A 26,255-nucleotide genomic window follows, 5' to 3' on the forward strand; every position below is an offset into this window, starting at 1 on the left:
CCCCGGCAGCGAGGTCGAGCTGCGTCGGGTCGAGCTCGCCCCGGGCGGTGGCCCGGCGCACGGCCAACGCGAGCGCGGCGGGCAGCGCACGGGCCAGCGTGTCGTCCGCCAGGTTCTTGTACATGGCGGCCAGCGCGTTGCGCTCGAGCAGGAACGTCTCGCGGCCGGACTCAGGCTTGTCCAGCGCGTTCATCGTCCCGTGGTGCTCGTGGTAGGCCACCGACGACGGCTCGTAGCGCACCCGCCAGCCGAGCAGGTTCAGCCGCCAGCCGAGGTCGACGTCCTCGTAGAACATGAACATGCGCTCGTCGAAGCCGCCGACCTCGGCGAACACCGACGCGCGCACGAACATCGCCGAACCGGTGGCGAACAGCACGTCCTTGGCGCGTTCGTGCTCCTCGTCGGGCAGGTCGGCCAGCGGCCGGCCGGCGTGCCGCTTGTAGCCCATGCCGAACCAGGTCAGCCCGGCGTCCACGAAATCCACGTGGGTGCCGTCGGCGTCGAGCACCTTGCTGGCCACCGCCGCCACCGTCGGGTCGGTCTTGAGCACGTCGACCGCGGCGCGCGCCCAGCGCGCATCGGGCCGCGCGTCGTTGTTGAGGAACGCCAGCACGCTGCCGTGGGCGTGCTCGGCGCCCAGGTTGCAGCCACCGGCGAAGCCACGGTTGGTGTCGGAGCGCACCACGCGCACCCCGGGCAGCCGCTTGGCGGCCGCGGTGAGCTCGTCGGCGTCGCTACCACCTGAGCCGTTGTCCACGCAGACGACCTCGAAGTCCGGGTAGTCCAGGTCGCCGGTGATCCGCTCCAGGCACCTGACGGTGTCGGCCGCGCGGCGGAAGTTGACCACGACGACCGAGAGCAGCGGATCGACCTGCGCCACGAAGGCTCCCTTCTTGCGGACGATGTCCGAAGATTAGCGGGAGCTCACTCCGCGACGGACGCCCGCACCCTGCTGGGGTCCGTGTCGCCGGGCCCCACCGTCTGCCGCCACACCGCGACCGCCCGGCCGCTCCCGTCGACGGCCAGCCCGACGCTCCACAGTTCGTTCTCCGCGGCCACCGTGCCCGGCCCCGACCACGTCCCGGACGGCGGCCGGAGCACCGCTTCCACCCGGTCGTCCGCGTCGGTCGTGCGGTTGACCAGCCAGACGACGTGGACGGTGCGGCCGTCGTCCACACCGATCTGCGGGGCCGCCCCTGCCGTCGTCAGCTGTTCCGGGGTGCCCCACGTGCCCGAGGCGGGCCGACCGGCCGCGGCCACCCCCGACTGGGTGGAATCGAGGTTGACCTGCCAGACGGCTGTCGCGTTCCCCTGCCCGTCCAGCACGCCTTCCGGCCGGACGGCGTTGCGGGTCTTGTCGGAGATCGTCTGGACCTGCGACCAGCCGCCGGAGGTTCGATGCGCTGCCTGCACGACCCGGACGGAGCTCCGCAGCACCCACAGCACCTGGACCGTGCTGCCGTCCTTGCCGGTCACCACGGCCGGCTGCTCGCCGTGCCTGCCCGCCCGGGACAGCGTCGTGGCCGTTTCCCACGCGCCGTTGCGGGTGGCGCGAGACGCCTTGATCCGGTCGATGCCCTCGCTGTCGGTGTCCTTCCACGCGGCGTGCGCAGTGCCCGAGAAATCCAGGGCGACCTCGTGCTGGCGGCCGGAACCGGCGATCGGCTGCGGGGTACCCCAGCTGGTGGCGCCCGCGTTCAGCCGCGACGACCGCAGCCCGTTGCGCTGATGCCAGGCCACGATCGCGTCCCCGTGCTTGTTGCTCGCCAGCCGTGGCCTGCTGACCCCGCCCGCCGCCGAGATCGCTCGCGCCGCGTCCCATGACCCGCCCGGGCGCAGCGTGGCCGCCATGACCCGGCGCCCGTCCGCGGCGGATGCCGTGGCGTTCTCCACCCACGCCGCCACGACGAGGCCGTCGGGGGCGGCGACGATCTGCGGCTCGTCGGCGTCGCGTTCCGGGTTGGACAGGGTCACCGGGGCCGACCACGAGCCGCCCGGCGCCCGTCGCGCCGCCTTGATCACGTCGATGTCGGCGGTACGGCGTTCCGCCCACACCACGGTCGCCGTGCCCGCGCCGTCGATGGCCGCTTGCTGCTGGCTGGCCACCCCGTCCGGGGCGGACACCGTCGCCGGTGGTGTCCACGACGCCGCCTGTGCGGGAAGCGTGGTGACCGCGCTCGTGGTGGTGACCACCGCCGTCACCACGGCCAGCCTGAATGCGATGCGACTGCGCGCTTGCGTCATCGACTGTCCCTTTCCGGCCGCCATGGGTGGCGGCCTCCGCCCTCGAGCAGTCCCTCCCGGCCGGTCGTGCCTGCCGGGCGGAACATCGTGCTCCTGCTGTGCTCAGCGGCCGACCCACGCGCGCCAGACCCGGCGCCGCGTGGCCGCGGTGACCCCCGCCGAGCGCAGCGCCCGGCGGGCCCGCAACGCGGCCGGCAGCATCCGAAGCGTCTCGCTGAGCACTCGTAAACGCAACGACGGACGGAAGTTCGGGGTGCGTGGAGCGGGCCGGAAGGGCAGCAGCGCAGTGATGGCGGCGAACCTGGCCAGCTCGGTGACCGCGACGCGCGCCGGGGCGCAGCGCAGCAGCATCACGAGCCGGTTCCGCTCGTTCCACCGGTGGAAATCCGGTGACCCGATGGCCGCGCTGGCCCCGTGCAGGTGCCGCACGGTGGCGTGCGGCACGGACACCACGCGCCACCCGCCCAGCCGCAGCCGCCACGAGGTGTCGGTGTCCTCGTAGTAGCAGAAGAAGTCGGCGGGAACGCCGCCGACGGCGCGCAGCGAGCTGGTGCGCAGCAGGGCGGCACCGCCGCAGAACCCGAACACCTCGCTGGTGACCGTGCTGGCCAGGTCCTGCCCGTACCCGAGCGGGGTCAGCGCGACGCCGACCGACTGCGTGCGACCGGACGGATCGACCAGGCGGGCGCTGGCCGCCGCCGCACGCTCGTCGCCGTCGAGCGCGTTCTCCAGCAGCGACAGCCATTCCGGGCTCGGTACGGCGTCGTCGTTGAGCCAGGCGACGTAGCGCGTCTTCACCAGGGGAAGAGCGGCGGCGAGAGCCCCGGCGTAGCCGGTGTTGCGGTCGAGGCGAAGCACTTCGGGACGGGCGGGATGCCCGGCGAGCAGTTCGGCGGTGCCGTCGTCGGAGGCGTTGTCGACCACCAGCAGCCGATGCGGTCGCTGCTGGGCGGACAACGCGTCCAGGCAGTCGCCGATGTGGGCAGCACCGCGCCAGGTCACGACCACCACGGTGGTCGACACTTCGGTGTCCGCCACGACCAGGAGAATAGGCGCATGCCGGAGCTGCTGGTGATCGCGGAGCAACTGTTCGCCCCGGTACCCGGTGGCACCGGCCGCTACACCGAGCAGTTGATCCCCGCGCTGGTGGCCACCGCGCCGAAGGGGTGGACCGTGGGCACGGTGGTGTGCCGCCATGCGGACGTCACCAGGGCGAGGTTCCAGGGCGCAGGCGAGCCCAAAGTGCTGCGGCTGCCGCGACGGGCCATGACGCTGCTGTGGCAGTACGGCGTGCGGTACTGGCCGGGTGGGCGGGACGTTGCGGCCGTGCACGCCCCGACCCCGTTCGCGCCGCCCGCCAAACCGCGGGGTGCTCGGCTGACCGTCACGGTGCACGACACGGTGCCGTGGACGCACCCGGAAACCCTCACGCCGCGTGGCGTTCGCTGGCACAAGTCGGTGATCGCGCGGGCATTCCGGGTGGCTGACGCCGTGGTGGTGCCGACCCGGGCGGTCGCCGACGATCTCCGGATGCGGGTCGGCGGCCCGGCACGCATCGAAGTCGTGCCGCATGCCGCCGCGGATCTGTTCGCCGATCCGCAGGCCGGCCACGCCCGGCCGTCCGATCTGCCCGGCCGCTATCTGCTGGCGGTCGGCACGATCGAGCCGCGCAAGGGCATCGACGTGCTGATCGGTGCCCTGGCCCGGCTGCGCAGCGCGGGGGAGGAGCCGCCGCCGCTGGTCCTGGCAGGCCCGCAGGGCTGGGGCGGGCTGGACCCGCTTGCCCTGGCCGAGCGGCGCGGCCTGCCCACAGGTGCCGTGCGGGTGCTGGGGGCGGTGCCGGACGCCGCGCTGGCGGGCACGGTGCTCGGCGCGACGATCGTGGTCGTGCCGAGCCGGGCGGAAGGGTTCGGCCTGCCGGTGCTGGAGGCCATGGCCGCCGGGGTTCCCGTGGTGCATTCCGACGTGCCCGCCTTGGTCGAGGTCGGTGGTGGCGCCGGCGAGGTGGTGCCCGCCGGGGATGAGGGCGCGCTGGCCGCCTCGCTCCGCAAGCTGCTCGGTGACCAGCGCAGGCGCGCGGAGATGGCGGCCGCCGGGCGCCGCCGCGCCGCGGAGTTCTCCTGGCAGCGGACCGCAGAAGCCTTGTGGCGGCTGCACACGGACGCAAGCGGATTTGCCGGTTCCTGACCACCGCAGGGAACGCTCGTCGTAGTCTTCGGATCATGCTGGCCGAGCCCAAGGTGCTCATCGACGCCACGGCCGTGCCCGCCGACCGCGGCGGGGTCGGCCGGTACGTCGATGCGCTGATCGCCGCGCTGGATGCCGACGGGGCGTCCCTCGTGGTGGTCTGCCAGGCCCGGGACGAGCACTTCTACGGCGAGATCGCGCCGAACGCCGACGTGGTCGCCGCGCCCGCGGCGATCGCCCGGCCGCCGGTGCGGCTGGCCTGGGAACAAGTGGGCTTTCCCCGGCTGATCGCCAAGCTGGGCGTCGACGTGGTGCACAGCCCGCACTACACCATGCCGCTGGCGGCCAAGGCGGCGTCGGTGGTGACGCTGCACGACGCGACGTTCTTCACCGAGCCGGTACTGCACTCGGCGGTGAAGGTCCGGTTCTTCCGGGCATGGACGTCGATCTCGGTGCGGCGGGCGGACGGCTGCGTGGTGCCAAGCGAAGCGACCGCGCGGGAGCTGGCCGCGGTCGCCGACGCCGATCTCGGCAGGCTGGCCGTGATCCCGCACGGCGTGGACACCGACAGCTTCCACCCGCCGTCGGACGAGGAAGTGCGCCAGGCGCGGGCCGCTGCCGGGCTGGGCGAGCAACCGTACGTGGCTTTTCTCGGGGCGTTGGAGCCCCGCAAGAACGTGCCCGCGCTGATCCGCGGGTTCGTGCAAGCCGTGCGCGACCGGCCCGATCCGCCCGCGCTGGTGCTCGCGGGTCCGCCGGGATGGGACGACCGGATCGCCAAGGCCCTCGCGGTGGTCCCGCCGCACGTGCGGGTGATCCGCGCCGGGTACCTGCCGTACCGGTGCTTGGCCGGGTACCTCGGCGGGGCCGAGCTGGTGGTGTATCCGAGCCTCGGCGAGGGTTTCGGGCTGCCGGTGCTGGAGGCAATGGCCTGCGGTGCCTGCGTGCTCACCACCCGGCGGCTGGCGCTGCCGGAGGTCGGCGGGGACGCGGTGGCCTACTGCGGGGTGGGCGCCGGCGACGTCGCGGCGGCGTTGGCCGAGCTGCTCGACGACCCGGGCAGACGAGCCGAGCTTGCCGCCGCAGCCGTGCTACGGGCGAAGGAATTCAGCTGGCGGGCCAGCGCACAACGTCATCGTGACGTGTACGAGCGGGCCGCCCGAGCCCGGTCGAGGAGCAGATGAGGCCGCCGAGAACAATGTCGCGCGTGACTGCTGCCAGTACCCGCTACGGCGACCGGGTCGCCGTGGTCACCGTGACCTACACCTCCGGCGACGTCCTGGAACGGTTCCTGGACACGCTGGTGAAGGCGTCGTCGCGCGAGGTCACCGTGGTGCTGGCGGACAACGGGTCGTCCGACGAGGCGCCGCAGCGTGCCGCCCGCGAGCGGGAGAACGTGCGCGTGCTGCCCACCGGGGGGAACCTGGGCTACGGCACCGCGGCCAACCGCGGCGTGGCCGAGCTGGACGATTCCTTCGGGTGGGTGGTCATCGCCAATCCGGACCTGGAGTGGGAGCCGGGGTCGCTGGACGAGCTGCTGGCGGCCGCCGAGCGGTGGCCGCAGGGTGGCGCGTTCGGCCCGTTGATCAGGGAGGCGGACGGGTCGATCTACCCGTCGGCGCGCAGCCTGCCGTCGCTGGTGCGCGGCGCCGGGCACGCGATCTTCGCCGACATCTGGCCGAACAACCCGTGGACCAAGGCCTACCTGCAGACGACCAGCCAGCCGAGGGAGCGCACCGCCGGCTGGCTGTCCGGGTCCTGCTTGCTGCTGCGCAGGCAGGCGTTCGAGGACGTCGAGGGGTTCGACGAGCGCTTCTTCATGTACTTCGAGGACGTCGACCTCGGTGAGCGGCTGACCAGGCGCGGATGGCTCAACGTGTACGTGCCGAGCGCCCAGGTGATGCACATCCAGGGGCACGCGACGTCCCGGGAGACCGAGGCGATGCTGATCGCCCACCACGACAGCGCCTACCGGTACCTGGCCAACAGGTACTCGCATCCGTTGCTGCGGCCGATGCTGTGGCTGTTGCGGCTGGGGCTTGCCGTGCGCTTGCGGATCGCCTTGCGCAAGCGCACGCGCTCATCGTGACTCCGCGTTCGCGGCCACGTGAGTGGCGGCCGGGGTGATCGCTCCGCAAGCGGCGGACCGTCGGTGGTGTGCGTGGCGAAACCTGGGTGAGCGGTTGACCCGGCAGGCGTCACGGGCAGTGGCCTACGACGATGCCCCCGGTCGCTGGGCCGCGCCGGGTCAGCCGTTCAGCCGGTCCGCGACGTTGGTGCTTCGCCGCCGTTGCGTGGTGGTGGGCAGCAGGTCGTCGGTGTGCTCCTCGACCACGATCTCGTCCTCGGCCTGCTCGCCGTCCGCCTCGCCTGCGTTGTCCGAACCGTCGGCACCGCCGGCCTTCCCGGCCTGCTGACCGGGCGCAGGGATCTGCGTGGTCGGTGTCGACTCGGCCAAGTAGTCCTCGTCCTGTTCGCGGATCTCCTCGTCGGTGAGGATCGTCGTCGCATCCGGATCCACCGTGGCCGCCTCGGCGCCGCGCACCACCTCGCGGGGGATCTGCTGGGTGCTGGCGGCGTCCATCGGAGAGATCGCGTTGTCCGGCGTGACGACGTACGCGCCCCGCTCCCGGGCCCGCTTGAGCAACGCCTCTGCCCTGGCGAGAGGGTCCATCCCCGACCTCCTGCTCGACGGGCGCCCAGACGGTGAGGTGGTGCGCCCGTGCACCCCTCAAGAGTAGGCCGTCCAGGTGATCTCCGGCAGGGAAATCACGCCGTATCGGCCCACGTGTCGCCCATTTGGTGCTCGTGCAAACGTTGTGGAGCGATTGTGTCAGGATCGCTGGCATGAGTGACCACCCCCCAGCCGCGCTCCAGGCGAAACCCGACCCCGGAGCGGATGCCGTGGTGCTGGTCGGCGGCAAAGGGACCAGGCTGCGGCCGCTGACGCTGTCCACACCGAAACCGATGCTGCCGACCGCGGGTGTGCCGTTCCTGTCCCACCTGCTGTCCCGGATTCGCGCGGCGGGCATCCGCCACGTGGTGCTGGGCACGTCCTACCAAGCCGACGTGTTCTCCGAGTACTTCGGGGACGGTTCGCGGCTGGGGCTGGAGCTGGAGTACGTGGTCGAATCCGAGCCGCTGGACACCGCAGGTGCCATTCGCAACGTCGCGCACCTGCTGCGGGCCGACGACGTCCTGGTGTTCAACGGCGACATCCTCTCCGCCGCCAGCCCGCTGGATCTGCTGGCCACGCACCGCGACACCGGCGCGGACGTCACGCTGCACCTGGTCAAGGTGGACGACCCGAGTCGGTTCGGCTCCGTTCCGACCGACGCAGACGGCCGGGTGACCGCGTTCTTGGAGAAGACACCCAACCCGCCGACCGATCAGGTCAACGCCGGGTGCTACGTGTTCCGCCGGTCCGTCATCGACGAGATCCCGGCCGGGCGGCCGGTGTCGGTGGAGCGGGAGACGTTTCCGCAGCTGCTGGCCGCCGGACGGCACCTGCATGCCCACGTGGATTCGTCGTACTGGCTCGACGTCGGCACCCCCGCCGCATTCGTCAAGGGCTCGGCCGACCTGGTCCGGGGCATCGCACCGAGCGCGATGCTGACCGACGTGCCCGCGGAGCGCCTGGTGGACCCCGCCGCGTCGGTCGACCCGTCGGCCGTGGTGGACGGCGGATCGACGGTCGGTGCCGACGGGGTCGTCGCCGCAGGCGCGCGCGTGACCTCCTCGGTGCTGCTGGACGGCGTGCACGTGGCCGAAGACGCTGTGGTCGTGAACTCGGTGCTGGGCAAGGGCGCCGTCGTCGGACCGCGGACCGTGCTGCGCGGTGCCGTGCTCGGCGACGGGGCGCATGTCGGCGCGGACTGCGAACTGCTCGACGGCGTCCGAGTGTGGCCCGGTGTCGAGCTTCCGGACGGGGGCGTGCGGTTCTCCTCCGACGCGTGAACGGCCAGCCTCAAATAAGGCGTCTGCTCTTTAGCTGCGTGTATGGTGTGCGCCTTCGAGGGCCAAGCCGAGCGAACCTGACGTGTGTCAGGAAGCCGTGCATTAGCGTAGCTGTGGGCGGGGTTCAACTCCACCGAGCCGCGTCGATCTTGTCTGCGGCCTCGCTGACAGCCTGAACGATAGTCTGCAGGTGGGAAATTTTGTCGTCAAGTGACGTGAGTAAGTCGGCGGCATTCATCAGTGTAGAAGCGTGGTCGCCTAGATATTCTAATCTTCCAGCAGCTTCGCAAAGCATTGGTGCATAATCGGGTAGATTTGAAAGAATGTCTGATGCGCTGTAGAGGAGACCGACTATGTCGGGGTCCAATGCCGGTGTTCCGTGCCTCAATTGATTGAGTTCGTCGAGTAATTCGCGCATCAAAAGTGCTGCATCGGCGTCGATCCTCTCGAGGCGTTCTAGCGTTTCTTTGATGTCACGATCGCGGTCCTTGATGGCTTGCGTGATGAGATCTACCAGCCTGTCCTCCGTGATCCCGCGCAACCCTCGGAGTGTGGCCACCTTCCCTTTCTCTCGGTCTTGTTTCCATTTCTCTAATAACTCGATAGGATAGCGTCTTGCCGCGCCGGGTTCGTCGATTGTCTTGTGGTGGACTGTGCAGAGGAATATCAAATTGTCGAAGGAGTTGCGCTCCTCGTCGGTCATGCTGGCGACGTACCGTTCTCCTCCTTGCTTTGCTGCTCGAATATGAGCAATCTCCAGGGCCGGCTTGAACTTCCCGTCTACCTTTCTAAGCAATGGTTCACCGCAGTCTGGCCAATAGCATGTTCCTCCGCTCAATAGCGTTAATGCCGCTCGGTCGGCGCGAGAATAGTTGCGGGAGTTGGTCACAATGTCTCCTTTTTGGGTAAAGCTTATTCTTACAAGTAATACTAGCGAAAGAGAAAGCGTGTCCCAATATTTGATTCGGGTTCCACTCAATTGGCCTGCCCCGGTAATCCGGGGCGGCGAGCTCGCTCGGTAGGTCTGCTACGGTGACTTGCCGAAGTGAGGCCGGACGATGTCACAGCGATGCCCCGGGGAGGGGCACTGCTATTGCACTGTATGGAAGGTCGCTGCGAGCGCTGATTCCGTCATCTACTCGCGGGCCAGGGCTGCCTGCACGATGCGCAGGGCTTCCGCGCGGTCGAGGCCGAGGCCGTCGATGATGCGCACGTATTCGGCTGCGGCTTCCGCTGCGCGCTGCCTGGCCGCGTTGCCCTGCGCGCTGACGAACGTGCCTGCCCGGCCGCGGGTGTCCACCAGGCCCGCCGCCTCCAGCTCTCGATAGGCGCGCGCCACGGTGTTGGGAGCGATGCCCAGGTCGGCGGCGAGCGCACGAACCGTAGGCAGTTTCGTGCCCGCCGGAAGCCGTCCGTCGCCGATCTGAGCCGCCAGCGCGCTGCGGACCTGTTCGAACGGCGGCACGGGGGAGTCCGGGTCGATGTGCAGCCGCAGCGTCATCCGGCACCAACCCCCGCGGCCCGGTGAGCGGCACGCACCGCAGCCAGCAACGGCAGCAAGTCCTCGCTCCCGTCCGGCAGCCCGTCCACCGGCCACCAGCGCAGGTCGTCCGATTCGTCGCTGCGCACCGGCTGTGCACCTGGCGGCGCCCAGGCAACGAACCGCACGTCCAGATGCCGGGTCGGCACGCCCAGCGAGCAGGTGATCGGATGCACGTCGAGGTGGACCGGCTCGGGCGCGAACCGCAGCCCGGCGATCCCGGATTCCTCGGCCGCCTCCCGCGCGGCCGCCGCGGCCAGCGATTCGTCGCCCGGCTCGCAGTGGCCGCCCAGCTGCAACCACCTGCCCACCCGCGGATGCAGGGTGAGCAGCACGTTCTCGCCGCCGTGGTCGAGCACCACCGCCGACGCAGTGAGGTGGCCGGCCGCGCACGAACGGGCACACGCATCGGGGCGTGCGGCCAGGAACGCCAGGTACGCCTGGCGCAGCGACTCCTGCTCATGCGTCGGCGGACGCCACGAACCGAGCAGGTCGACGGCGGCGGAGTGCAGGCTCACAGCTCGATCAATCCCTCCTCGTGCGGCCGCGGCGGCCGTGGCTGGGACAGGTCCCCTGCCTCCGGCGCCGGCCTGCCGATCGCGACCGCGCCGAGCGGATACCAGTCGTCGCCCAGGCCGAGCACGTCGCGGGCGGTCGGCGCGGCGAAGATCGTCGAACCGACCCAGCACGAGCCGAGCCCTTCGGCGGCCAGCGCCACCAGCAGCGCCTGCACGGCGGCACCACCCGCCACGGTGAACATAGTGTGCTCGCACGCGGCACGCCGCTGGTCGGGATACGCGTGCGCCCCCTCGGGCACCAAGAACGGCACGATCAGCTCGGGCGCACGGCGAAGCAGGTCGCCGCGCGCCAGCCGCTTCTCGATCTGCTGCGGCGTGAACCCGTCCCCTTCCAGGTCCGCCCGCCATACCTCGCGCATGGCGTCGAGCAACCGGGTACGCAGCTGCGCGTCGCGCAGCCACAGGAACCGCACCGGCTTGGTGTGATGCGGAGCCGGTGCGGTCAACGCCGCGCCGACTGCCCTGCGTACCGCATCGGGATCGACCGGCTCGTCGCTGAACGCCCGCACCGAGCGGCGCACCAGCACCGCCTGCTTGCGGCCCTCGGCCATCGCCTCGGCCGTCCCCAGCCGGAACAGGTCCTGCTCGGCGGGCCGGATCAGGTCCTGCGCGGACGACCCGTCGTCGACGATGGTCAGCCCGCGCACCACCGCCACCGGCACGCCGCGCAACTTGCCCTTGACCAAGTCCGCGGCCGCGGCCAGTTCGTCGGCCACCGCGACCTCGGTGACCTGCAGCTCGTTGCCGTGCGCATCGGTCTGCCCGGCGTAGGAGTGCAGCACCCGCAGCCCGGATGCGCCGATGGCGACGTCGGTTTGCCCGACCCGCCACGCGCGGCCCATGGTGTCCGTGATCACCACGGCGACTTCCACGCCAAGCCGTTCGCGCAGGCCGTTGCGCAGCGCCTTCGCCGAAGCGTCCGGGTCACTGGGCAGGACGGCGATCTCCCCGGTGGCCACGTTGGACGCGTCCACGCCGGAGGCGGCCTGCACGATGCCCAGCTTGTTCTCGGTGATGTGGGTCTGCCGGTAGGTGGCCAGGATGCGCCGCGATTCCTCCGCGACCAGCCGCCTGCGCACCGCCTCGCGCTGCTCGGCATCGCCGTCGACCCGGTGGATCATGCCTTCCACCTTGGAGAGCACCTTGCTGGTGACCACGACGACGTCGCCCGACCGCAGCCACGGCGCGGCCTGCGCGATGGCGCCGGTCAGATCGTCGCCGGGCCGGAACTCCGGCAAGCCGGTCACCGGCAGGATCTCCACCTTGTCGGCCGCGTGGTCGCCGGTGTGCTGACCGGCGGGTTCCCGGACGTCCCTGCTCATGGCCGCACCCCCGCCAGATCGAACGCCGCGCGCACCATGGCCGCGGTGGCATCCGGGCCGGACATGATCAGCGGCACGTCACGCACCTCGACTCCCGGGACGTCGGCGCGCTCGCCCTCGGCGATGAGCCACCCGTCGAGCAGCCCCTCGGCGGCGTCGTCCTTGCGTGCGCCGTAGTGGCGGCCCACCGCCTCGGCGGTGGTGTCCACCCCGATCGCGGCCAGGCAGGCGTCCGCCATCCCGCGCAGCGGCCGCCCGCCGATGATGGGGGAGACGCCGACGACCGGTGCCGACGCCGACCGCAGCGCCGCTTTCACCCCGGGCACGGCCAGCACGGTGCCGATCGACACCACCGGGTTCGACGGGGCCAGCAGGATCACGTCGGCACCGGCAATCGCCTCCAACACGCCCGGTCCCGCCTTGGCCTCGTCGGCGCCGACCGGGACGAACGCGTGCGCGGGCAGCTTGGCCCGGTAGCGCACCCACCACTCCTGGAAGTGGATCGCCCGCCGTTCGCCGGACGACGGCAGATCCACCACCACGTGGGTCTCCACCCGGTCGTCGCTCATCGGCAGCAACGTCACGCCCGGCCGCCACCGGTCGCACAGCGCCTCGGTGACCGCGGACAGCGGATAGCCGGCGCGCAGCATGCGCGAGCGGATCAGGTGGGTGGCGATGTCCTTGTCGCCCAGTGCGAACCAGTCCGCGTCCGCGCCGTAGGCCTTCAGCTCGTTCGAGACGGTCCACGTCTCGTCACGCTGGCCCCAGCCGCGTTCGGTGTCGCTGCCGCCGCCCAGGGTGTACATGCAGGTGTCCAGGTCGGGGCAGATGCGCAAGCCGTGCAGCCAGATGTCGTCCCCGGTGTTGACCACCGCAGTGATCTGGTGCTTTGTCTCGGTGTCCGGGGCGCCGACCGGCGGCAGGCCCAGTGCCGCCTTCACCCCGAGCAGGAAGCGTGCTCCGCCGACCCCGCCGACGATGACTGTGACCTTCACCCTGCCGATCCTCGCACGGCGGGCGAACCGGCGGGGCCGGTGGCGGGTCGGCAGCTCACTTCGCGGGACGCTGGCGGAAGACGAAGTACCGTTGCTGGTACGACCCGCATTCGCGGCAGAGGCGGTCGGCGGGCGCTCGGCCGATCCGGTCCGCCGGCTGTGCCGGGTGTGCTCCGTCGCATGCGCGAGCGTGAGACGGCTCACGAAGCGGGGCCGCGCCGGGCCGCCGCGGCGTTTCGTGGTGACAGGACATCGACCCGAGAGGTGCAGTTGACCTTGCCGAATCGGAGAGTGGGCGCGGCAGGGAAAGCCGACCTCCTCCCGCGAGAGTGTCGCGGTCGGCGTAATCTGCGGCTAACCCGGACGTGCCGCACTCCGCAGTGACTCAAGGAGAGCCCAGTGACCTACGTGATCGCCGAGCCCTGCGTCGACGTGCTCGACAAGGCGTGCATCGACGAGTGCCCCGTGGACTGCATCTACGAGGGCGAGCGGATGCTCTACATCCACCCGGACGAATGCGTCGACTGTGGTGCTTGTGAGCCGGTCTGTCCGGTCGAGGCCATCTACTACGAGGACGACGTGCCCGACGAGTGGGCGGCCTACACCCAGGCCAACGCGGACTTCTTCGAGAAGCTGGGGTCGCCTGGCGGCGCGGCGAAGGTCGGCAAGGTGGCCGACGACCCGCAGTGGATCAAGGACCTGCCGCCGCAGGGCGAATGATCCCGGGCGTGGCAGGGTGGGCCGACCGGTGAGCCGCCGCACGCCTGTAGCGTTGCCCGACTTCCCGTGGGACAAGCTGCGCCCGTACCGCGAGAAGGCCGCGCGGCATCCCGACGGGGTGGTCGACCTGGCCATCGGGACACCGGTCGACCCGGTCCCGGCCAGTGTGCAGGCCGCGCTGTCCTCGGTGGCCGAGATCCCCGGATACCCGTACACCTACGGCACGGCGGAACTGCGCGCCGCCGTGGTCGGCGCGCTGGCCCGAAGGCACGGGATCACCGGCGTAGATCCCGCGGCGGTGTTGCCGACGATCGGCTCCAAGGAACTGGTCGCCTGGCTTCCTCGCCTGCTCGGCGTGGGCGGCGGTGACCTGGTGGTGATCCCCGAGCTGGCGTATCCCACCTACGAGGTCGGGGCCGTTCTGGCCGGCGCGACGGTGCTGCGCGCGGACAGCCTGTTCGCCATCGGCCCGCAGCGGCCGGCACTGGTGTGGCTGAACTCGCCGGCGAACCCCACCGGCCGGGTGCTCGGGGTCGAGCACCTGCGCAAAGTGGTTGAGTGGGCTCGCGAGCGCGGCACGATCGTGGTGTCCGACGAGTGCTACCTGGCGCTGGGCTGGGAGACCGAACCGCTGTCGATCCTGCACCCGGACGTCTGCGGCGGTTCGCACGAGGGTCTGCTGGCGGTGCACTCGCTGTCGAAGTCGGCGAACATGGCCAGCTACCGCGCCGGTTTCGTGGTCGGCGACGTCGAGCTGATCCGGGCGTTGCACGAGGTGCGGCGGCACGCGGGCATGATCGTGCCCCGGCCGGTGCAGGAGGCGATGCGCGTGGCGCTGAACGACGACGACGCGCTGCGGGCGCAGCGCGAGCGGTACGCCAAGCGCCGCGAGGTGCTCAGGTCCGCGTTGCTCGGCAACGGGTTCTCCATCGACCACTCGGAAGCCGGCCTGTATTTGTGGGCGACCAGAGGCGAGGACGCCTGGCAGACGGTCGACTGGCTGGCCGAGCGCGGCATCGTGGTGGCGCCCGGCACGTTCTACGGTCCCCGCGGTGAGCAGCATGTGCGGATGTCGCTGACCGTCACCGACGAGGGCGCTCAGGTGGCCGCGGCCCGGCTGGCGTTTTGACCCGCCGACGGCGGCGCTGGGCAGCCGGAGCGCGCCGACGGGCCGGAGGGGTCGACCCGCGGAGGTGGACCGCTGGCCGCACACGGTGCAGCGCGCCGACGGGCCGGAGGGGTCGACGCCGAAGTGGAACGCCGAGCGCCGGGCGCGGCGGCCCCAGGCCTCTCTGCGCGGCCACCGCGCCCCGCGCGGGCTCAGTCGTTGGCGTGCAGCGCGGCGTTGAGCTCGATCCCGGCTCCTTCGCGCCGCACCACTTCGACGGCGCCGGTCTCGGAGTTGCGGCGGAACAGCACCCCGGAAATGCCGGACAGCTCCCGCGCCTTCACCGTCGTGCCGTCGAAGCTCACCTTGGTGCCTGCCGTGACGTACAGCCCGGCCTCCACCACCGAGTCGTCGCCGAGCGAGATGCCGATTCCCGCGTTGGCGCCGATCAGGCAGCGCTTGCCGACCGAGATGACCTCCTTGCCGCCGCCGGACAGCGTGCCCATGATCGACGCGCCGCCGCCCAGGTCCGAGCCGTCGCCGACGACGACACCGGCCGAGATGCGGCCCTCGACCATCGAGGCGCCCAGCGTCCCGGCGTTGTAGTTGACGAAGCCTTCGTGCATCACCGTGGTGCCGGGCGCCAGGTAGGCCCCCAGGCGCACCCGGTCGGCGTCGGCGATGCGGACCCCGGTGGGCACCACGTAGTCGACCATGCGCGGGAACTTGTCCACGCCGTAGACGGTCACCGGGCCGCGAGCGCGCAGCCGCATCCTGGTCGCCTCGAACCCCTCCACCGGGCACGGCCCGAAATTGGTCCACACGACGTTGTTCAGCAGACCGAACACCCCGTCGAGGTTCTGCCCGTGCGGCGGGACCAGGCGGTGTGACAGCAGGTGCAACCGCAGGTAGACGTCGTGCGCGTCGGCGGGCGGGGCGTCCAGCCTGCCGATCGTGGTCCGCACTGCGACGACCTCGACGCCGCGGTCGGTGTCCGGGCCGACCAGCGCCGCGGCCGAGGCCCCCAGTGCGCTCTCGGCTTCCTCGCGGGACAGGCGCTGGGTCCCGGCCTCCTCGGACGCAGGCACCAGCTTCGGCTGGACGTACCAGGTGTCCAGCACCGTGCCGTCGGTGGTCACCGTGGCGAGGCCGACGCCGGTGGCGCCGGTGGTCTGCGGATCAGGCGGCAGCTGGCTCACTGAACGATCTCCTCGAGTTCGGCTTGCACATCCTTCACGGCCTGCGCGATCGTCTCCAGCGCGCGATAGCAGGCCGAGGTGGACTTCGGGCGCTGATTGTCGCAGCGACCCTGGTTGAACTCCCGCACCGCGCGGGTCATCTGGCGGCCCGGATCACGCAAGCTCTCGTGGTTGATCCGGCCTGCGGCGCTCACCGTGCGGGCGGCGTTGGCGATCTGCGTGACGTACTTCTCGCACAAGCGGGGCGCTTGGCCGCGCGGGTCGGTATGGCAGGTGTCCACGGCGAGGGCGCGGACCTTCTGCTGCAGCGACGGCAGGTCGACGGGTTCTTCCTCGGCGCTGTCGGTGCCACATCCGGCGAGCACGGCAACCACCGCGGCGGCACCGGCCACCAGGCGTCCTACGGGCTTCACAGCCACCACCGTAGTGCGCCGGTAGGGTTCGGCTATGCCCGAGTTGGACTTGCGTGCCGATCCGGTGGAGATCACCGCCGCCCTGGTGGACGTTCCCAGCGAATCGGGCCAGGAAGCGGCCGTCGCCGCCCTCGTCGAGGCGGCGTTGCGCAAGCACGCCCCGCACCTGGAAGTGGTGCGCGACGGCAACGCGGTGCTGGCTCGCAGTCGGCTCGGGCGGCCGCGCCGGGTGGTCTTCGCCGGCCACCTGGACACCGTGCCGGAGAACGGCAACCTGCCTCTGCGGCGGACCGGCAGCGGGCCGGACGAGGTCCTGCACGGCCTGGGCACGGTCGACATGAAGGCCGGGGACGCCGTCTTCCTGTCGCTGGCCGCCACCGTCACCGAGCCCCGGCACGACGTGACGTTCGTGTTCTACGACTGCGAAGAGATCGACGCCTCCCGCAACGGCCTCAACCGCATCCAGGCCAACCGGCCGGAGTGGCTGCGCGGGGATCTGGCCGTGGTCGGCGAGCCGTCCAACGCCGTCATCGAGGGCGGCTGCCAGGGCACGCTCCGGGTGCAGCTGCGCTTGGCCGGCAAACGGGCACACACCGCGCGGGCGTGGATGGGCACGAACGCGATCCACGCCATGGCCGAGCCGTTGCGCCGGCTGGCCGAGTACCAGCCCCGGCAGGTGGAGATCGACGGGCTGCTTTACCGGGAAGGCCTGCAGGCGGTCGCCGTCGAGGGAGGGGTGGCGGGCAACGTGGTGCCGGACGAGGCGACACTGACCATCAACCATCGGTTCGCCCCCGATCGCAGCCCGCAGCAGGCGCTGGAGCACCTGCGCGAAGTGTTCGACGGCTACCAGCTGACCGTGGTGGACGAGGCGGCCGGGGCGCTGCCCAGGCTGAGCGAGCCCGCGGCCGCGGAACTGGTCCGGGCCGCCGGGGGCAGGCCGGTGGCCAAACTGGGGTGGACGGACGTGGCCAGGTTCGCCGCGCTCGGCATGCCCGCGGTGAACTTCGGGCCGGGTGATCCGACGCTGGCGCACACCAAGGAGGAGCACGTGCGCGCGGCCGAGATCGGCAAGGTCGCCGAGGTGCTGCGGACGTTCCTGACCGGTCGCTGACTGCGCTGCGGGCCGGCACACCGGGTCACGGTCCGGTGGAGGCGCTACCCGGCGACGGCGGCCGCGAAGTTACGCTTCAACACCCTCGCACCCGACACCGCCGCCCGCCGTGATCACAGCTTTTCGACGGAGGAGAAACGCGTGGCAGAACCAGGCGCGAACGCTGAGTACACCTACCCCGAGCACCCGCGGGAGAAGCACAAGGGGCCGGTCGTGCTGCGCGGTGCACGGCGCCGCGAGGCGACCACCACCGACCAGCGGCTGCTGGACCAGCGCGGACCGTCGGACTGGGTGCACACCGACCCGTGGCGGGTGCTGCGCATCCAGGCGGAGTTCACCGAGGGCTTCGGCGCGCTCGCCGAGCTGCCCCGCGCGGTGACGGTCTTCGGATCGGCGCGCACCAAGCGGGACGAGCCGGAGTACGAGCTGGGCATGCGGATCGGCCGCGCGGTCGCCGAGGCGGGGTTCGCGGTCATCACCGGCGGCGGGCCGGGCACCATGGAGGCGGTCAACCGGGGCGCATCGGAAGCCGGCGGGCTGAGCGTCGGGCTGGGCATCGAGCTGCCGTTCGAGCAGGGGCTCAACCCGTGGGTCGAGCTCGGCGTGAACTTCCGGTACTTCTTCGCCCGCAAGACGATGTTCGTCAAGTACTCGCAGGCGTTCATCTGCCTGCCGGGCGGCTTCGGCACCCTGGACGAGCTGTTCGAGGCGCTGTGCCTGGTGCAGACGAAGAAGGTCACCAAGTTCCCGGTGGTGCTGTTCGGCACGCAGTACTGGGGCGGCCTGTACGAGTGGATCAAGAGCACGGTGCTCGGCGAGGGCAAGATCAGCCTCAAGGACATGGACCTGCTGCACCTGACCGACGACGTGGACGACGCGGTGCGCGTGGTGCAGGAGGCGTACCGGGCGTGGGAGGAGACCCACTAAACCCGAGTGCCGCGCCACGACGCGGCTCAGGACGGCGGAAACGAAGGCACGACCACTTGGTCGCTGGTGCAGGGCGGCATCGTGATCCCTCGCGGTCGTCACCCGTGCGGAGGCGCTCGGTTGTAGCGGATCACGCGCCGTCTGCGCGGACGTCTGGGGTAGTAGCGGCGGCGCGACCGGCTGTTGGGTCGTGGCGTGGCGCTGGCCAGTCGTACCGGCGGCTACTCGGTGGCGGCGAGCTCGTGGTGGATGTGCGCGAGCTGCAGGGCTGATTCGGCGTCCGGCAGCCGGAGAGCGGCGGTGACTTTGCTGTCGGTCACGCGGAAGATCGTCGCCCCGGTATCGGAGCCGCATCGCCCGGCCACTGGGCGTCCTGCTCGACGACCGCGAGACTGATCTTGTGCCACTTGCGAGGCGTCAGCCGGATGCCGGACCGTTGCACCCACCCGGCGAACTCGTCCGGTGTGATCCGCCGGCTCCGCGCGGCCCGAGGACGACGACCGGGTCACCGACGGTTTCGGCGGCACGGCGCAGGTCCCCGGCGTTCACCGCCTCGTACCACTGCTCGAGGGCGTACTTGAGTGCCGGCTCCATGGGAGCGAAGCGTACGCACCGCATGGGCTTTGCCGGTACGCGTGCTGCGGGTATCGGTGCAAGCGCGCCACGAACGCACCGTGGTTGCGGCGCGAAACTCCCCGCCCGGCGCCTGGCCAAGGCGCCCGGCCCGTCGGTGTCGTCTCGCAGTCGTCTCGGAGTCGTCTCGCAGTCGTCTCGCAGTCGTCTCGTGCCTGTCTCGCGTCTATGCCGCGGCGGCTTCGTCCGGCCGCTTGTGGTAGCGGTCGACGTACTCCTGGTCGGACAGCTCGAGGATGGCGTACATGATCTCGTCGGTGACCGCACGGCGGACCGCCGGCGAGGACTCCAAGCCCCGGTAGCGGGAGAAGTCCAGCGGTTCGCCGAACCGCACCGTCACCTTCGCCAGGCGCGGGATGCGCTTGCCGACCGGGAGCACCTTTTCGGTGCCGATCAGCGCCACCGGGATCACCGGGGCGCCGGTGACCAGGGCCAGCTGCGCAACCCCGGTGTGCCCGCGGTGCAGTTTGCCGTCCCGCGAGCGGGTGCCCTCCGGGTAGATGCCGAACGCCTCCCCAGCTTCCAGTACCTTCCTGGCCGCGTTGAGGGCCTGCAGGCCGGCGTAGGCGTTGCCCCGCTCGACCGGGATGAAGCCGAGCGCGGACAGGAACGCCGCGAACATGCGGCCGCGCAGGCCCTTGCCGCGGAAGTACTCCGCCTTGCCGAGGAACTTCACCGGGCGCGGGGCGACGAACGGGATGACCCAGGTGTCGATGGCCGCACGATGGTTGGCCGCCACGATCAGCGGCCCGGTGCGCGGGACCCGGTCCGCTCCTTCGACGACCGGCCGGTAGACGAACCGGGCGATGGGCGCGAGAACATTCCGGATGATTTGCTGCAGCGCGCTGCGCGCGTCCATGACCACATCCTTTGCGGCTGAGGGGTACGCCTTCCAGGATGGCACGAACGGCGCCGGCGACCCACCGCCGAGGTGAGAGGTTACGGAGCGTTCACCGCGCTTAGCATCGCCGTTATGCAGCACGTGCAATTCGGCAGCCGCGTCCTGCCATCCGACCGCCCGTCGGTGATGGCCATCGTCAACCGCACCCGCGACTCGTTCTTCGACCGGGGGGCGACGTTCGAGGAGGCCGCGGCTCTGGCCGCGGTGGATCGCGCGGCCGCCGAGGGCGCGGACATCGTCGACATCGGCGGCGTGCGGGCCGGAGCGCACGGCGAGGAAGTGGACGTGGCGGAGGAGATCCGCCGGGTCGTCGGCCTGGTGGCCGCGGTCCGGGAGCGGCACCCCGACCTGGTGATCAGCGTGGACACCTGGCGGCACGAGGTGGCCAGGGAGGTGTGCGCGGCCGGCGCGGATCTGCTCAACGACACCTGGGGCGGTGCCGACCCGCGGCTGGCCGAGGTCGCCGCCGAGTTCGGGGTCGGGCTGGTGTGCTCGCACACCGGGGGAGTCCGGCCGCGCACCGACCCGCACCGGGTGCACTACGCCGACGTGGTCGCGCAGGTGGTGGACGAGCTGTGCGCCAGCGCCGAGCGGATGGTGGCGATCGGCGTGCCCCGGCACGGCGTGCTGATCGACCCCACCCACGACTTCGGCAAGAACACCTGGCACGGGCTGGCGTTGCTGCGGCACGCCGACCGGCTGGTGGAGACCGGATGGCCGGTGCTGATGGCGCTGTCGAACAAGGACTTCATCGGGGAGACGCTCGGCGGGTTGCCGCCGGAAGAGCGGTTGGAGGGAACCTTGGCGGCCACCGCCGTGGCGGCCATGGCCGGTGCACGTGTGTTCCGTGCCCACCAGGTGCGGGCCACGCGCCGCGTGGTGGACACCGTCGCGAGTATCCGCGGGGACCGGCCGCCGGGGCGGGTGCTGCGCGCGCTCGCCTGAGCCGTGCTGCTCCGAACACCCGGAAGTGGGCGGCTGCCCACACGGTCGCCGTGACGGATGCTGACTGCCGCGCCCGAGTTGCATTGCTCCGAGGGCGAAGAAAAGGCGAGCTGCTGGCAGCCGTACCCGGGGCGTGCGTGAGCGCCTACCCCTTCGGCGCTTCCCACACCCTGGCAGCTGCGCCATGGGGGTCGTGTTGCACGTCGCTGCCGATGGCCTGGACCTGATCACTGGCAGCCGCGCCCGTGAGGGTTGTGCCCCGGCGTGCGAGATCACCGGCGAGGTGGTCCGCTGGCAGCCGCTCCTGTGGGGGCGTGCGCTTCAGCTGAATCACGTCTGTTCGAACGCACGGGCGACGCTGTCGATCCAGCGGGTCGCGCGGAGACGCGGGCGTGCTGCCCACGGCCGCCCGGTGAGCGCTTGCGATCCCTTTCGTCGGTGGGATGTGCCACGATCGGGGGCGTGGGAACAGCGCTGGTGTATCTGGTCGTGATGCTGCTGGTTGCGGCCGTGGTGTTCCTGCTCGCCTCGCTGGTGTTCGGGCGCGGGGAGGAGCTGGAGCCGCTGCCACCCGGGGTGTCACCGACGCGGTTGCCCGAGCGGGACATCACCGGCGCCGATCTCGCCCAGGTGCGGTTCCAGCCGGTGCTGCGCGGCTACAAGATGTCGGAGGTGGACTGGGTGCTGCAACGCGTCGGCGCGGAGCTGGACGCGCTGCGCACCAGGCTCGCCGAGCTCGATCCGTCGCAGGCGCACGGCTACCCGCACCCCGAGCGCGGCGACCAGCGGTGAACCACCGGATCCGGCTGACCATGGCGGTGCCGGTGGCGGCTCCGGTGTCGTACGTGTGGGCGGCGGTGACGGACTGGCCCCGGCAGTCGGAGTGGATTCTGGGCACGACGGTGCGGGTGGTCGCGGGCGACGGCCGCAGCGTCGGCTCGCGTGTGCACGCCTACACCGGATGGCGACCGTTCGGGCTGCTGGACACCATGCGCGTGACCGTGTGGGAGCCGCCGCACCGGGTCGAGGTGCTGCACGACGGCGGGCTGCTGCGCGGCCCCGGCCTGATCGAGGTGCAGCCGAGCGAGAACGGTTCGGTGGTGCGGTGGTCGGAGGATCTGGAGCAGCCCTTCGGCGCGGCCGGCGGCCTGGGCTGGCGAGTGGTGCGTCCGCTGGTGCGCGCCGGGTTCCGGCGTTCGCTGGCGACGTTCGCCCGGATGGTCGAGCGGGAGTGGGAGCAGCGGGAGCGCGATGACGGTGAGTGAGCCGGTGCGGTGCGCGTGGGCGACGACGCCGGACTACGTGGAGTATCACGACACGGAGTGGGGTGTTCCGCTGCGCGGTGAGCGGGCCCTGTTCGAACGGATGTGCCTGGAGTCGTTCCAGTCCGGGCTGTCGTGGCTGGTGATCCTGCGCAAGCGGGAGAACTTCCGGGCGGCGTTCGCGGGATTCGACCCGGAACGGGTGGCCGCGTTCGGTGAGGACGACGTCCAGCGGTTGCTGGCCGACCCCGGCATCGTCCGCAACCGGGCCAAGATCGAAGCGGCCGTCGCCAATGCCAGGGCGGTGGTCAACCTCGGCGAGCCGCTGGACGACCTGCTGTGGTCGTTCGCGCCGCCGCCGCGGCCGAACCCGGCGACCCTGGACGACGTGCCCGCCACCAGCCCGGAGTCCCACGCGATGGCCAAGGAGCTCAAGCGACGCGGCTTCCGGTTCCTCGGCCCGACGACGTGCTACGCGCTGATGCAGGCCACCGGCATGGTGGACGACCACGTGGCGGATTGCTGGCGCGCCGGTGCGAGCCGCCGCCTGCGGCAGGACGCCTAGGGGCGCCGCGACAGCCGCGGCCGCCGGTCAGTGCCGGCTGGCGGAGCGACTGCCGTGTTGTACTCCGTGGGCTGGTGGGCGGGCCGCGGGGCGCGCAAGCCCGCCTTCGGGCGGCGGCCACGAGGGCGCAGCCGCGACAAGCAGCTGCCGGGCAAGCCTTCGACGGCCGCCGCTGAACATCCCCTGTTCCGGTATCCACCGGTGCATCCTGCGTACGGCACCTGGATCGTTCTCGCGGTGGAGGCCGGTGCCCGCAGATGCCACTCAGGGTGTCGCCGCCGCGTGTGTCGGCTGGTGGGTCGTCGTCGGCAGGCACGCGGTGGTGCCGGTCCGGAAGGTTCGCTGGCTTGGAGCCGCGGGGGGGCGGACGGCGGTCGTCGACGGCACGGTGCGGGCGAGCCGATCCCCGGAGCGCTTGCCGGGTAGGTGGGCTGGCGGGGCGTCGCAGTCGGGCACGCGGTGACCAGTGGGTCCCCGCGCCCCTCGTCAGGCCGTCCGAAGCCGATCATCTCGGGTCGGCGTCCGGGGCCGGTCCCCGCACCCCTCGTCAGGCCCCCGGGGGGAGGACCGGCGGGCTCTCGACGGCAGCCGATCCACGCACCCCTGGTAGGCCCCGGGGCCACTCGCACTACTTGCCGGTGAACCGTGGCCGGCGCTTGTTCACGAACGCGTCGACCGCTTCCCGGTGGTCGTGGGTCGCGCCCAGCCGGGTCTGCGCCGCCTTCTCGTTCTCCAGCGCTTCGTCCAACGTCGACGTGCTCGCTGCGATCAGCACCTGCCGGATCTCCCGGTATGCGGCCGTGGGACCGGCGGCCAGCTGGGCGGCCAGCTCCTGGGCCCGGGAAAGCACCGCGTCGTCGTCGACCACCTCGTTGACCAGCCCGATGCGCAGCGCTTCGTCCGCGCCGACCTTGCGGCCGAGCATCATCAGCTCCATCGCCCTGCCGAACCCGACCAGCCGCTGCAAGGTCCAGGACGCGCCGGAATCCGGGCCGAGGCCGACGCCGGCGAACGCCCCGGTGAACGACGCGCTGCGACCGGCGACGCGCAGGTCGCACGCGTAGCTGAAGGCCGCGCCCGCGCCCGCCGCGCTGCCGTTGACCGCGGCGACGGTCGGCTTGGGCATGGTCGCGAGCGCCCGCACGATCGGGTTGTAGTGCTCCTCGACGGTGCGCAGCGGAGCGGGGTCCTGCGCGTCGAGCAGCGCGATGTGTTCCTTGAGGTCCTGCCCGGCGCAGAAGGCCTTGCCCGCGCCGGTGAGCACCACGGCCCGGACGTCCTCCGCCGCGGCGGCCGCGACGAGCGCGTCACGCAGTGCCTCCTTCAGTTCCACGTTGAGCGCGTTGTAGGCCTGCGGCCGGTTCAGCGTGATCGTTCGAACGCCTGCTTGGTCGGACGTGATCAGCACTTCGCCTGCCGCCTGGTCGTGGACAGTGGACACGGCGCGCCTCCTGCGTTGGGTCGGTGAGTTACCTCCGGTGGAAGGCTAGATCAGCAATAGGGGAGAATAAGGCTCACACCCGGCGCAGCCCGCGTGTTCGTGGGCACACCGGTACGTGGTTGAAGACGGAGGGAGCACGCTATGGCGGCCATGAAGCCCCGGACCGGAGATGGTCCCCTCGAGGTGACGAAGGAGGGCAGGGGCCTCGTGATGCGAGTACCGCTGGAGGGCGGCGGCCGGCTGGTCGTCGAACTCACCGCCGAAGAGGCCAAGGACCTCGGCGCGGCCCTGCAAGAAGCCACCAGCTAGGCCACGTCGGCCAGCCGCGCGAGCGTGGCGCACGCCGCGGCGACCGTCGACACCCGGCGGCCGTGGTGGCCTGGGCTCGGTGCGGCCAGGAGGCGGAGCCGCCGCCTGCGCGCTGCGGTGCGCGCGGGCAGCCGCTTCGCCTCTTTCGTGCGCCGGGAAGTTTTCGTCGCCCGTCCCACCGCGGGCAGCAGGCTGTGCCGAGCCCGGCGCCCATCACGTCCGAAAGGAAGTGGATTTCGATCGTGCGCGTGCCCGTGCCCACGCTTCCCACCCGGCTGCCCGAGATCAGCGTCGCTGACCGGCAACGCCGGGGTGTGCCGGTGGTTCGACTCGTCCGGGCGGCCGACGACAAGGCCGACGCGGGCGACAGCACCGGCAGTACCGAGAATCCCGGCGCCGCAGGCGCCGCGTCCGGCGAGCCGGGGGAGGCGGGAGCGAGCGGGCTGTGGACCCCGCGTCAGGTGCCCGCCGAGTGGACGCCCGGCGGTGCGCTGACCGGGAAAGCGGGCGAGGTGCACGCGCTCGGCAACCCGGCGCGGTGGCTGCTGGGAATCGGCAGCGATCCGCACAAGCCGTCGGCGTGGCGGACCGCGGGCGGGGCGCTGGCCCGCGCGGTCGACGCCGATCTCGCCAAGCGCGCCGGTTCGGTGTCCCGCACGCAGCGTTCGCTGCAGGTCAGCTTGCCCGCGGACCTGCCGGAGGAGTGCGTGCGCGCGTTCGTGTTCGGCGTGACGCTCGGCGGGTACCGCTTCGCGGTCACCGGCGAACGGGCCAAACCCAGCCTGCACGGTGTCGTGCTGCTCGGTGCGCAGGAGCTGGCCGAGCAGGTGACCGAGGCGGCGCGGCTCGCCGCGGCCACGGCGCTGGCCCGCGACCTGGCGAACAGCCCGTCGAACGTCAAGGACCCGGCGTGGCTGGCCGGCACCGCCGAACGCGTCGCGCGGGACGTCCCCGGCTTGCGGGTGACGGTGCGCGACGAGAACTGGCTGGCCGAGCACAAGTTCGGCGGGATCCTGGCCGTCGGCGGTGGCTCCACCCGCCCGCCGCGGCTCATCGAGCTCGCCTACCGGCCACGGAACGCCTCGGCGCATCTGCTCCTGGTCGGCAAGGGCATCACGTTCGACACCGGTGGGTTGTCCATCAAGCCCGTCGACGGCATGCACCTGATGCGCACCGACATGTCCGGCGGGGCCGCGGTGATCGCCGCCGTGCGGGCCATCGCGCAGGCCAAGGTGCCGGTGCGGGTGACCGGCCTGGTCCCGGCAGCGGAGAACCACGTGTCCGGGTCGTCGTACCGACCGGGCGACGTAGTGCGGCACTACGGCGGCACCACGACCGAAGTGGGCAACACCGACGCGGAGGGGCGGATGGTGCTCGCCGACGCCCTCGCCTACGGCGTGGAGAAGTTCCGGCCCGACGTCGTGGTGGACGTGGCGACGTTGACCGGGGCGATCAAGGTCGCGCTGGGCCTGCGGCACGGCGCGGTGTTCGCCAACGACGACGAGCTGGCCGAGCGAGTGCGGTCGGCGGGGGAGCGGGTCGGCGAGGCGTGGTGGCGGATGCCGCTGATCGAGGACCACGCCGACGCGGTGCGCAGCGAGATCGCCGATGTCCGCCAGGCCCCGGAAGGACCTGGCGGAGTGACCGCGGCCCTGTTCCTCCGCGAGTTCGTGGGCGGGTTGCCGTGGGCGCATCTGGACATCGCGGGCGCGGCGCGCGCGGACAAGCCGTACGACGACGTGACCCCCGGCGGCACAGGTTTCGCCGCCCGGACTCTGGTGGAGTTCGCCGCCGGTTACGCGTAAGCGCCCGGGCTTCCGGTTCGAGCCCGGTTCTCAGGCGCGGGCAGGCACGTGCCTGCCGATCCCCGAGCGGTCCGTCCCGGGGCGTCTCGG

At 71.6% G+C, this 26,255-nt stretch carries 28 protein-coding genes; 14 read left to right on the forward strand and 14 right to left on the reverse strand.

Going from position 1 to position 26,255, the window contains the following annotated elements; translation table 11 throughout:
- The 3 genes from CXP56_RS16050 to CXP56_RS16060 form a co-directional block, all read right to left on the reverse strand.
- The coding region (locus tag CXP56_RS16050) for a glycosyltransferase family 2 protein (RefSeq protein ID WP_286901759.1) at window positions 1-880 on the reverse strand (880 nt) is incomplete at its 3' end.
- Window positions 881-924: 44 nt separating this feature from the next.
- Complete coding sequence (locus CXP56_RS16055; protein WP_286901761.1) at window positions 925-2,244, reverse strand: hypothetical protein; 1,320 nt, start codon at window positions 2,242-2,244, stop codon at window positions 925-927.
- A gap of 102 nt (window positions 2,245-2,346) precedes the next feature.
- Window positions 2,347-3,282, reverse strand: a complete 936-nt coding sequence (locus tag CXP56_RS16060) for a glycosyltransferase family 2 protein (protein ID WP_245566730.1) — start codon at window positions 3,280-3,282, stop codon at window positions 2,347-2,349.
- Window positions 3,283-3,300: 18 nt separating this feature from the next.
- Between CXP56_RS16060 and CXP56_RS16065 the strand changes: the two genes are divergently transcribed.
- From CXP56_RS16065 to CXP56_RS16075, 3 genes are read left to right on the forward strand one after another with little or no spacing between them, the layout of a single operon-like run.
- Window positions 3,301-4,431 carry a glycosyltransferase family 4 protein gene (locus CXP56_RS16065; RefSeq protein ID WP_028848892.1) on the forward strand — a complete coding sequence of 377 codons (1,131 nt, stop codon included), beginning with the start codon at window positions 3,301-3,303 and terminating at the stop codon, window positions 4,429-4,431.
- Window positions 4,432-4,466: 35 nt separating this feature from the next.
- Window positions 4,467-5,615: a glycosyltransferase family 4 protein gene (locus tag CXP56_RS16070; protein WP_156899369.1), complete on the forward strand. Its 1,149-nt coding sequence runs from the start codon at window positions 4,467-4,469 to the stop codon at window positions 5,613-5,615.
- A 14-nt stretch (window positions 5,616-5,629) separates the two neighbouring features.
- Window positions 5,630-6,520 carry a glycosyltransferase family 2 protein gene (locus CXP56_RS16075; RefSeq protein ID WP_028848894.1) on the forward strand — a complete coding sequence of 297 codons (891 nt, stop codon included), beginning with the start codon at window positions 5,630-5,632 and terminating at the stop codon, window positions 6,518-6,520.
- Between the two features lie 159 nt (window positions 6,521-6,679).
- Here the strand turns inward: CXP56_RS16075 and CXP56_RS16080 are convergent, their stop codons facing one another.
- Window positions 6,680-7,105 carry a hypothetical protein gene (locus CXP56_RS16080; protein WP_028848895.1) on the reverse strand — a complete coding sequence of 142 codons (426 nt, stop codon included), beginning with the start codon at window positions 7,103-7,105 and terminating at the stop codon, window positions 6,680-6,682.
- A 173-nt stretch (window positions 7,106-7,278) separates the two neighbouring features.
- On the opposite strand from CXP56_RS16080, the gene manB reads away from it, so the two are divergent.
- Window positions 7,279-8,388 (forward strand): mannose-1-phosphate guanylyltransferase, encoded by a 1,110-nt coding sequence (manB, locus tag CXP56_RS16085; protein WP_286901765.1) that lies wholly within the window; start codon window positions 7,279-7,281, stop codon window positions 8,386-8,388.
- A 124-nt stretch (window positions 8,389-8,512) separates the two neighbouring features.
- Here the strand turns inward: manB and CXP56_RS16090 are convergent, their stop codons facing one another.
- From CXP56_RS16090 to cofD, 5 genes are all read right to left on the reverse strand, one after another.
- The gene (locus CXP56_RS16090) at window positions 8,513-9,277 is read right to left on the reverse strand and encodes an HNH endonuclease (protein WP_286901766.1); all 765 of its coding nucleotides are present in this window, start codon (window positions 9,275-9,277) and stop codon (window positions 8,513-8,515) included.
- A 246-nt stretch (window positions 9,278-9,523) separates the two neighbouring features.
- Complete coding sequence (locus CXP56_RS16095) at window positions 9,524-9,889, reverse strand: GntR family transcriptional regulator (RefSeq protein WP_038045545.1); 366 nt, start codon at window positions 9,887-9,889, stop codon at window positions 9,524-9,526.
- The gene (locus CXP56_RS16100; RefSeq protein ID WP_286901769.1) at window positions 9,886-10,446 is read right to left on the reverse strand and encodes an NUDIX hydrolase; all 561 of its coding nucleotides are present in this window, start codon (window positions 10,444-10,446) and stop codon (window positions 9,886-9,888) included. The genes CXP56_RS16095 and CXP56_RS16100 overlap by 4 nt, the downstream gene beginning before the upstream one ends.
- Window positions 10,443-11,828, reverse strand: a complete 1,386-nt coding sequence (locus CXP56_RS16105; RefSeq protein WP_051310425.1) for a coenzyme F420-0:L-glutamate ligase — start codon at window positions 11,826-11,828, stop codon at window positions 10,443-10,445. The genes CXP56_RS16100 and CXP56_RS16105 overlap by 4 nt, the downstream gene beginning before the upstream one ends.
- Complete coding sequence (gene cofD / locus CXP56_RS16110; RefSeq protein ID WP_286901772.1) at window positions 11,825-12,823, reverse strand: 2-phospho-L-lactate transferase; 999 nt, start codon at window positions 12,821-12,823, stop codon at window positions 11,825-11,827. The genes CXP56_RS16105 and cofD overlap by 4 nt, the downstream gene beginning before the upstream one ends.
- Window positions 12,824-13,222: 399 nt before the next feature.
- Between cofD and fdxA the strand changes: the two genes are divergently transcribed.
- Both fdxA and dapC read left to right on the forward strand, forming a co-directional pair.
- Window positions 13,223-13,543 (forward strand): ferredoxin, encoded by a 321-nt coding sequence (gene fdxA, locus CXP56_RS16115; RefSeq protein WP_028848901.1) that lies wholly within the window; start codon window positions 13,223-13,225, stop codon window positions 13,541-13,543.
- Between the two features lie 28 nt (window positions 13,544-13,571).
- Window positions 13,572-14,672 carry a succinyldiaminopimelate transaminase gene (gene dapC, locus CXP56_RS16120; protein ID WP_286901773.1) on the forward strand — a complete coding sequence of 367 codons (1,101 nt, stop codon included), beginning with the start codon at window positions 13,572-13,574 and terminating at the stop codon, window positions 14,670-14,672.
- A 191-nt stretch (window positions 14,673-14,863) separates the two neighbouring features.
- On the opposite strand, the gene dapD is transcribed toward dapC, so the two are convergent.
- Both dapD and CXP56_RS16130 read right to left on the reverse strand, forming a co-directional pair.
- Window positions 14,864-15,850 (reverse strand): 2,3,4,5-tetrahydropyridine-2,6-dicarboxylate N-succinyltransferase, encoded by a 987-nt coding sequence (dapD, locus tag CXP56_RS16125; RefSeq protein WP_028848903.1) that lies wholly within the window; start codon window positions 15,848-15,850, stop codon window positions 14,864-14,866.
- Window positions 15,847-16,242, reverse strand: coding sequence for a hypothetical protein (locus CXP56_RS16130; RefSeq protein WP_156899373.1), 396 nt, complete (start codon window positions 16,240-16,242; stop codon window positions 15,847-15,849). Before CXP56_RS16130 ends, dapD begins: the two co-directional genes overlap by 4 nt.
- A 55-nt stretch (window positions 16,243-16,297) precedes the next feature.
- On the opposite strand from CXP56_RS16130, the gene dapE reads away from it, so the two are divergent.
- Together dapE and CXP56_RS16140 are read left to right on the forward strand one after the other, a co-directional pair.
- Window positions 16,298-17,377, forward strand: a complete 1,080-nt coding sequence (gene dapE / locus CXP56_RS16135; protein ID WP_028848905.1) for a succinyl-diaminopimelate desuccinylase — start codon at window positions 16,298-16,300, stop codon at window positions 17,375-17,377.
- Window positions 17,378-17,518: 141 nt separating this feature from the next.
- Entirely contained in the window at window positions 17,519-18,304 is a 786-nt protein-coding gene (locus CXP56_RS16140; RefSeq protein WP_028848906.1) for an LOG family protein, read from the forward strand.
- Window positions 18,305-18,721: 417 nt separating this feature from the next.
- On the opposite strand, the gene CXP56_RS16145 is transcribed toward CXP56_RS16140, so the two are convergent.
- Both CXP56_RS16145 and CXP56_RS16150 read right to left on the reverse strand, forming a co-directional pair.
- Complete coding sequence (locus tag CXP56_RS16145) at window positions 18,722-18,898, reverse strand: hypothetical protein (RefSeq protein WP_211227665.1); 177 nt, start codon at window positions 18,896-18,898, stop codon at window positions 18,722-18,724.
- A 205-nt stretch (window positions 18,899-19,103) separates the two neighbouring features.
- Window positions 19,104-19,796, reverse strand: a complete 693-nt coding sequence (locus tag CXP56_RS16150) for a lysophospholipid acyltransferase family protein (RefSeq protein WP_038045547.1) — start codon at window positions 19,794-19,796, stop codon at window positions 19,104-19,106.
- Between the two features lie 114 nt (window positions 19,797-19,910).
- Here CXP56_RS16150 and folP point away from each other — a divergent pair, with 114 nt between their 5' ends.
- The 4 genes from folP (at window position 19,911) to CXP56_RS16170 (ending at window position 22,610) form a co-directional block, all read left to right on the forward strand.
- On the forward strand, window positions 19,911-20,783 hold the full coding sequence (folP, locus tag CXP56_RS16155; RefSeq protein WP_028848908.1) for a dihydropteroate synthase: 873 nt from the start codon (window positions 19,911-19,913) through the stop codon (window positions 20,781-20,783).
- A 462-nt stretch (window positions 20,784-21,245) separates the two neighbouring features.
- The gene (locus CXP56_RS16160) at window positions 21,246-21,575 is read left to right on the forward strand and encodes a DivIVA domain-containing protein (protein WP_028848909.1); all 330 of its coding nucleotides are present in this window, start codon (window positions 21,246-21,248) and stop codon (window positions 21,573-21,575) included.
- On the forward strand, window positions 21,572-22,048 hold the full coding sequence (locus tag CXP56_RS16165; protein WP_028848910.1) for an SRPBCC family protein: 477 nt from the start codon (window positions 21,572-21,574) through the stop codon (window positions 22,046-22,048). Before CXP56_RS16160 ends, CXP56_RS16165 begins: the two co-directional genes overlap by 4 nt.
- A complete protein-coding gene (locus CXP56_RS16170; protein WP_028848911.1) occupies window positions 22,035-22,610 on the forward strand; it encodes a DNA-3-methyladenine glycosylase I in 576 nt (191 codons plus the stop codon). The genes CXP56_RS16165 and CXP56_RS16170 overlap by 14 nt, the downstream gene beginning before the upstream one ends.
- 628 nt (window positions 22,611-23,238) lie before the next feature.
- Here CXP56_RS16170 and CXP56_RS16175 read toward each other — a convergent pair.
- The gene (locus tag CXP56_RS16175) at window positions 23,239-24,051 is read right to left on the reverse strand and encodes an enoyl-CoA hydratase-related protein (RefSeq protein WP_028848912.1); all 813 of its coding nucleotides are present in this window, start codon (window positions 24,049-24,051) and stop codon (window positions 23,239-23,241) included.
- Window positions 24,052-24,192: 141 nt separating this feature from the next.
- Here CXP56_RS16175 and CXP56_RS16180 point away from each other — a divergent pair, with 141 nt between their 5' ends.
- Window positions 24,193-24,360 (forward strand): DUF3117 domain-containing protein, encoded by a 168-nt coding sequence (locus CXP56_RS16180; RefSeq protein WP_005443666.1) that lies wholly within the window; start codon window positions 24,193-24,195, stop codon window positions 24,358-24,360.
- A gap of 242 nt (window positions 24,361-24,602) precedes the next feature.
- Window positions 24,603-26,165, forward strand: coding sequence for a leucyl aminopeptidase family protein (locus tag CXP56_RS16185; protein ID WP_286901782.1), 1,563 nt, complete (start codon window positions 24,603-24,605; stop codon window positions 26,163-26,165).
- The last annotated feature ends 90 nt before the right edge of the window (window positions 26,166-26,255 follow it).

Origin of the sequence: Thermocrispum sp. (assembly GCF_002919275.1) — a bacterium.
GTDB classification, from domain to species: Bacteria; Actinomycetota; Actinomycetes; order Mycobacteriales; family Pseudonocardiaceae; genus Thermocrispum; species Thermocrispum agreste.